This window comes from Capnocytophaga sp. oral taxon 329 str. F0087 (assembly GCF_000213295.2).
Classification (GTDB): domain Bacteria; phylum Bacteroidota; class Bacteroidia; order Flavobacteriales; family Flavobacteriaceae; genus Capnocytophaga; species Capnocytophaga leadbetteri_A.
Window position 1 is genome coordinate 1 of record NZ_KN390052.1, and the last position, 6,507, is coordinate 6,507.

At 36.5% G+C, this 6,507-nt stretch carries 3 protein-coding genes; all 3 read right to left on the bottom strand.

The window, feature by feature from the left end:
* A partial coding sequence (locus HMPREF9074_RS10555; RefSeq protein WP_034540701.1) for an FG-GAP-like repeat-containing protein occupies positions 1–4,783 on the bottom strand: 4,783 nt, incomplete at its 3' end.
* Between the two features lie 13 nt (positions 4,784–4,796).
* On the bottom strand, positions 4,797–5,225 hold the full coding sequence (locus tag HMPREF9074_RS10560) for a T9SS type A sorting domain-containing protein (RefSeq protein WP_009388880.1): 429 nt from the start codon (positions 5,223–5,225) through the stop codon (positions 4,797–4,799).
* An 84-nt stretch (positions 5,226–5,309) separates the two neighbouring features.
* The gene (gene porV / locus HMPREF9074_RS10565) at positions 5,310–6,356 is read right to left on the bottom strand and encodes a type IX secretion system outer membrane channel protein PorV (protein WP_231121884.1); all 1,047 of its coding nucleotides are present in this window, start codon (positions 6,354–6,356) and stop codon (positions 5,310–5,312) included.
* Between the last annotated feature and the right edge of the window lie 151 nt (positions 6,357–6,507).

A 6,507-nucleotide genomic window follows, 5' to 3' on the forward strand; every position in this document is an offset into this window, starting at 1 on the left:
TACGTGTGTATTCATAGGTACCCATCGCACTATTCTCAGTGATCCTTCCGCGTTCATCGTATTGGTGAGTGGCATTGCCCCAGCGGGTGAGGCGGTCAGTAGGGTCATACGCAAATTCTTCTTTTTGGTTATAAAAACTATAAGTACGATGATTCAGCAGTCCTCTTTGCGTATTAAAATCGTATTGCAATACGTTCAGCGGAGTATCTTCCCGTTGTACAGTTTGTGTTTTAGGAAAATGGGAGTTGTAGTCTAAAAGTTCTTTGGTTTTGCCTTTGTGAAGGCTCAATGGCTGTCCGTATTCGTTGCTTGCGCTCAGTTTCCAGAGGGTTGCTCCGCTTGGTGTTTTCATTTCTATCAAATCACCATTTTCATAGTGGTATTGCACGGCACTACTCACACGTTTGCCTGCCGTTTGGGCGGTAGTAGTCTCTTGTTGCACACGTCCAAAGGCATCATAAGTATAGTTTTTAGTAAATACCGCTTGGGGGTTGGTTTCGGTAGTTTGAACCAATTGTTTGAGTCCGTTATACTCATAGCGGTAACTGTCGTTATTGCCGTCTTTGTTTTGGTTGTCTATTTGGGTAAGCAGTTTGTCGGCGTTATAGGTATAGCGTATGCGCATATCGGTATAATCGCCCGTGATATGTTTTTCGGTGAGGCGGTCGGTGCCTTGCGCATAATTAAAGGTGGTCTTACCCTTAGGAGTAGTCTCTTCGGTGAGGTTTCCCCACGTGTCGTATTGATAGGTATATCGTCCTGCTGAGGGGTCGGTGAGGCTTGTTTTGCGTCCCCATCCGTCTTGGGTTATCTTTTGTATGGCACCTCCATAGTCAGCTGTTTTTAAGCTACCGTTGGCAAAGTAGGTATAGCGCACAGTACCACCCATATCTTGGTGTTCTACGATGTTACCTTGCGCATCGCGGGTGCTTATCACTTGTTGCTGTCCATCATCGGCAGTGGTTTTGAGCTTGTCATAAGTAAAGCGGGTTATTTTACCTTCGGGACTGGTGATAGTGGTAGGTCGTCCATATACATCGTATTCTGTCCTCTTCGCCTTTTGAGAAGCACCTCCTGTGGGGTGAGGAGCACTTACAGCTACTTGTTGCCCTATACCGTCGTACTCGTAGCTAACCGCATAGTGGTTGTTAAAAGCATCGTTACTTTCTTTTTCTAACAACCAGCCTAAAGTATTATAGCTCTCTGCACTGTAAGCGCCTTCTTCGTTTTCGGTAATGGTTTTAAAAATACCTCCGTCAAAGCTATAGCGCATCGTGGTTTTCTTGCCTAAGAAATTTGTGGTTTGGGTAGGTCTGCCCAAAAGGTCATAGGCATAAAGAGTACTTTGTCCCAATGGAGTCGTTTCGCTTTCCAGCAGACCTTTGTTATTATAACTAAACTTGGTTACCTGTCCTTCGTGATCGGTATGAGCCGTTACAAAACGGTGGCTTGGGTCATAGGTGTAACGTTCGGTGCGTTGTTGCCCATCTTCAGCGGTGGCAGTTTGTTCAGTTACGTTGCCGTACTCGTCATAACCATAAGAAGTAGTGCGCCAACCCGTACCATTGCCTTGGGTCTTATGAGTAGTGAGCAAGCCTTTCTCATAAGCAAAAGTTTCAGCGGTGCTAAAACTATCACCTGCTAAGGTGGTAGTCGTTTCTTTCTTTTGAGGTAAGCCTACAAAATACGGACTTTCACTCTTTGGCAAATAGCTCACACGCGTACTTTGGCTATAACCATCCGTTTGGGTGCGTTGTTCGGTAAGGTTACCTTCGGCATCATAAGTAAAATTATTAGTAGTAGTTAGTCCTAAAAGCCTGTCTTCAGTGGTTTGTTGAGTAAGCTGTAGTTTAAAGACTTTGTTAGAACTGAGGGTATGAGTGTATTGGTAGGAGTTTTTTTGAAAATAATCTGTAGGTATATATGATGATGTAGAAACAATATAATTTAATGAAAAATCCTCTATTAAGGCTCCTCTTAAGTGAGGATTCATTACTTTTTGTGTATAGATTTGATTATTATATTTATAAGGTTCATTCCAGTTTGTACTTCCTATTTTTGTAAACCCTAAGAATCCTAAGCCTTCTGTATTTGTAATGGCATTATAATAAGCAAAATAACGTTCTGTTTTAGGAATACTAACCCCTTCACGTTCTAACTTAGAAACTAATCGTACTGATTGCATATTTACAACAGCTACGTATGGATAGTTTTCGCTATAGATTTCTGCTTTATAAATGGGCTCTTTTTCTATATCTGTATCAGAAGCCATTGGTTTATACGATATTTTTTCTTGTACTCCTCCATTATAAACTTCTCTAAGCAAAAGTTCTTCTTTATTATTCTCTTGCAAGTAAGCTGTTTCTATCAAGTTACCCGAAAAAAAAGATATATCCATTACTCTATTGCGCTCATCAGGTGCTGAAAAAATAATATGTGCCGGAAATCCACTGATAAGTCTTTTAGAAGCTCCCTCTACAAACGAAAGTTCTGTACCTTCTGATTGGTTATTAAATACTTTTATATTGCGAATTTGGTCTGATTTAGTGTTTGGTAGATTAAATCTTGTAGACTCATACTGCACTATATCTGTCTTGCCATCATTATTAACATCTATAGGAATTAAAAAATAGTTTCTATAATAATAATTGTCATAATAAATAGGATCACCTGTGTAATGATCTACCCCATCTTCCACTTGTTCTACTTCTTCAATCGTTTTGGATGTAAATGCAAAACTAAACCTTTTTAATTCATAATCAAATCCTTTTCCAGTATTAGTAAGTACACCAAACTCCTTACTTTCATTAGCAGTAGGTAATAAGAAATCTATCTTGCCATCACCATTAAAATCTCCTACCATAGGATGAAAAATACCTAATTTTATATAGTTGCTATTATGCCGATACAACAAGTGCAAATGCTGATAATTATCCATCTCATATACAAAAAGAGCCCCTTCGGTAATATGAATAATATCTGTTTTACCATCTCCATTAACATCCATTGCCATAACTAAATCATTCCAAGATATGCTTTCTTGCATATTACCTATTCCTTCTGAATGTTCACTCTCATTTCGTTTGTCTAAATCAATCCAATATACCCTTCTTCTATCATCTCTAGTATACTCACACCTTTCACAAGTGGGTTCAAACGGAATTTGATCGAAAGAAGGCATTTGTATAAAGCAAGTCTCTCTTTCAATAGGATATTCTATAGCTATAATATCAGTGAGTCCATCTCCATTAAAGTCACCTGATAAAAATTTCAAATCATTGTATGAAATATTTTTCTTTTCTGCAACAATATGAGGAGGCCCTCCCTGCTTTTTCCATTCTTCTATTAAAAGATTACAATAATTTCTTCCTCTATCTTCATAAGTAGGAAGTTTCCATTCCTTTGTGTTCTGATAAGATAAAGCTGTCATAGATGATTTTACATAGCTGTTAAAAACAACTTTATCACTTTCTTGATGGGTAGTTACAATACCTTGTCCATCAAATAATTTTCCCGTACTCAAAACAAGTTTTGCAGGAAAAATATCTTTAAAAGTATATCCTAAAGGAAGACCTCCTGTAAGTTGATAAGGACTTTTCCTGAAAACATCAAAAAGATATATTTTCTTATAAGCATCTTTTCCTATGGTTGGATACATTACAAAATCTGTATGATTATCTCCATCAAGGTCTAAGGGTACTACAGCCGAATTTTGATTGTCAACGCCTACTAAGGGCACTTCCGACTTAAAATTATTATTTTTAAATCCTTTTGCAGTATCCCAATATCTAAATTCAATAGGTGTATACTTTTCTCCTCCTACCATTTCTTCTACAGCTACTAATCGATTATAATTTAGTGCGTTAGTGTTATAAGTAAGAATATATTTTCTATAATCAGCATTATTATTAGTTACTCTAATCTCTGATAGTAACCTATAATTTATAAAACGACTCCCTCCCACACAAGCACTTTCTATACGATTACGAGCTTTATATTTAAAGTTAATGGTGTGAAGCACTTTCTCTTTTCCTCCGTATTCAACTCTATCAATATACAAACGGTTATTTTCTGTAGTATAAAAATATTCTATACTTACTCCTTGCGCGTCTTCCCAATGAGAAAGTGCATATTCCAATAGATTTTGTGCTCTATTCCCTTTCAAATTTCTTCCATAATAAGCTTTAGCCCCATTAGGATAAAGCACTTCAAAGTAGTCAGGACCAAAAGCAGCGTTTTTACTTTTACCTACTGCCCTAATACGTACTTGCGAAAAAATCTCAGTTTCATATATTGCACCATTCTCACCGTGTATTCCTTCTTTCAGTAGCAAACGCTGTCCATCTAAAGCAAACTGGTCTGTATTAGTAAAATTCACTTCGCTGATTTTACCATTGTGGTATTTTGTACTCCCCACACGGCTTATTACTGATAGCCCCGCTAAGTGCCAACCATACCCTGCAATGCCATTACCACTTTGGCTGTTATAGGTTAGTGCCAAAGTAGGGGCAACCTCTCTAATTCCTCGAGGTACAGCAATAGGTATTGTATACACAGCTGCTCCAGTCTCCGACACACTTAGGTTTCCCATTGTCTGCCCTACAGTAGTAGCTCCATTACTTCGTGCACTAATAGCACTACTAATGGGAAGTGCTGTATAAGTGGGCATATCAAGCGGTTCTTCATAGAGTGAAGTCCGCTTTATAGCTTCTAAAGGATAAGTCTTCTGTGCCTCTCCTTTTAATGTATAAAGAACTAATATAAATAATAAATAGCGTTTCATTTTTGATTTGTGTTTATAATTTTATTACCTTAAACACTTTCTTGCTGCCATCTGAAAATGTAGCTACTAAAAAATAATACCCAGCCGACAATCCTGATATGTCAATATGAAAAGGCTTATTGATAACTACATTCTTAATACTATACATTGTTTTTCCTTCTATTGAAAGTAAGACAAGTTCTCTAAGCACAGCATTCCCACTGTGATGCCAATACACTGCAACATTGTCTCTCGCAGGATTAGGAGCTACTCCTAATGTAATTCTAAGAGAATTAGAAGTTTCTTTACTGATATCAGAAGAGTCCTCAAAAAATGCTTTTTTAGCATTTCCTCCATAGCATAACAATACCTCTTTTTGGTTGCCCGCATTATCATATTGAAAACAATATTCTTTCTGAGCATAAATACATAATGTACTGCATAAAAATAACAATCTAAACATAGGAACAATAATTAAGGATTAAATACGAGGCAAAGTTACAAAATCATTTTGAATAATCCTATTCTTCAGAAAGAAAAAAATGTTTTATTTATTTTGGTATTGTAGAGATATTTTTAACCCCGAATTTGCTGAATTATGAGTATAAACAGTTGAAAAAATATATCCAAAATCAATCTTCCAAGATTGATATTTTACACCTACACCTATGCTGATAAACTGATTAGCCCCTTTGTTCTTATGCTGGTGATGATAACCTGTTCGTAGAAAAAAATCTTTTTTATAGCTATATTCACCCGCTAACGCCCAATCAATTTCGTGAAGTTCTTCTGAAAAACCTTTAGGAGCATCTGTAAATGATTGTATCATACCTTCTAAAAAATCAACATTATTAGAAACTGATGGTACTAATAGTTTATTTATTTCTGTGAATAACGAAAAAGTATCTATCTCATTAAAAGAAAAATTATAGCTACCTCCTATCTTTAAATTTGTAGGTATGAAATACGCCTTACTTAAATCAGTGTATTTTATTTTACTACCTATATTAGAAAGCTGGAATCCTAATATATACTCTCCCAAACTATTAACTAAATAATGCTTATTAGAAATATAGTAACCCGATATGTCAAAAGCAAAACCTCGTGCAATTAATTTATCATCAGAAGGAAGATATAAGGATGATTGTAAATATTTACTAACAACCCCCATAGAAAATCTCTCATCTAACTTTAGACTATAAGAAAAATCTATCGAAAATTCTGAAGGACGTACGTTACCCAACTGATAAGCCCCCTCACTTATATCCTCAGTAAGGGCTACATCGCCAATAGTAAAGTAAGTAAAACTTCCCGCCCACGCACTTCTGTTAGTACGTTTATAAAAAGTTATATTTCCTAAGAAAACATCTTTTATTACATTACTCAAGTAGGGCGAATAACTAAGTCCTATTGCTGAAGGTGCTGAGGCAAATACATATTTAGAGGCATTCCATTGCTGTGAAAATACATCAGGAGGTGTGCATACTCCTATACCTCCTCTGCCCGAAGAAACGGCATCTGTACTGAGCAACAAAAAAGGAAATGCAGTATTGATAGGTTTCTCTTCTTGTGCCAACAAAGGAAAGCTAGTCATTATATAAATAAAACAAAAAATCTTTATGTATTTATCATTTACCATTCTTCACTATAATTAAACTTCTCTTCCCTCCTATTTCCAAAGTATCACCTAAAACAATCTCTTTCCCCGATACCACATCTGTACCCCTCAAAAATCCCGCCAAACT

Coding starts and splice junctions, on each gene's coding strand:
- HMPREF9074_RS10560 (WP_009388880.1), bottom strand. CDS start 5,225: ATGTTTAGATTGTTATTTTTATGCAGTACATTATGTATTTATGCTCAG.
- porV (WP_231121884.1), bottom strand. CDS start 6,356: ATGACTAGCTTTCCTTTGTTGGCACAAGAAGAGAAACCTATCAATACT.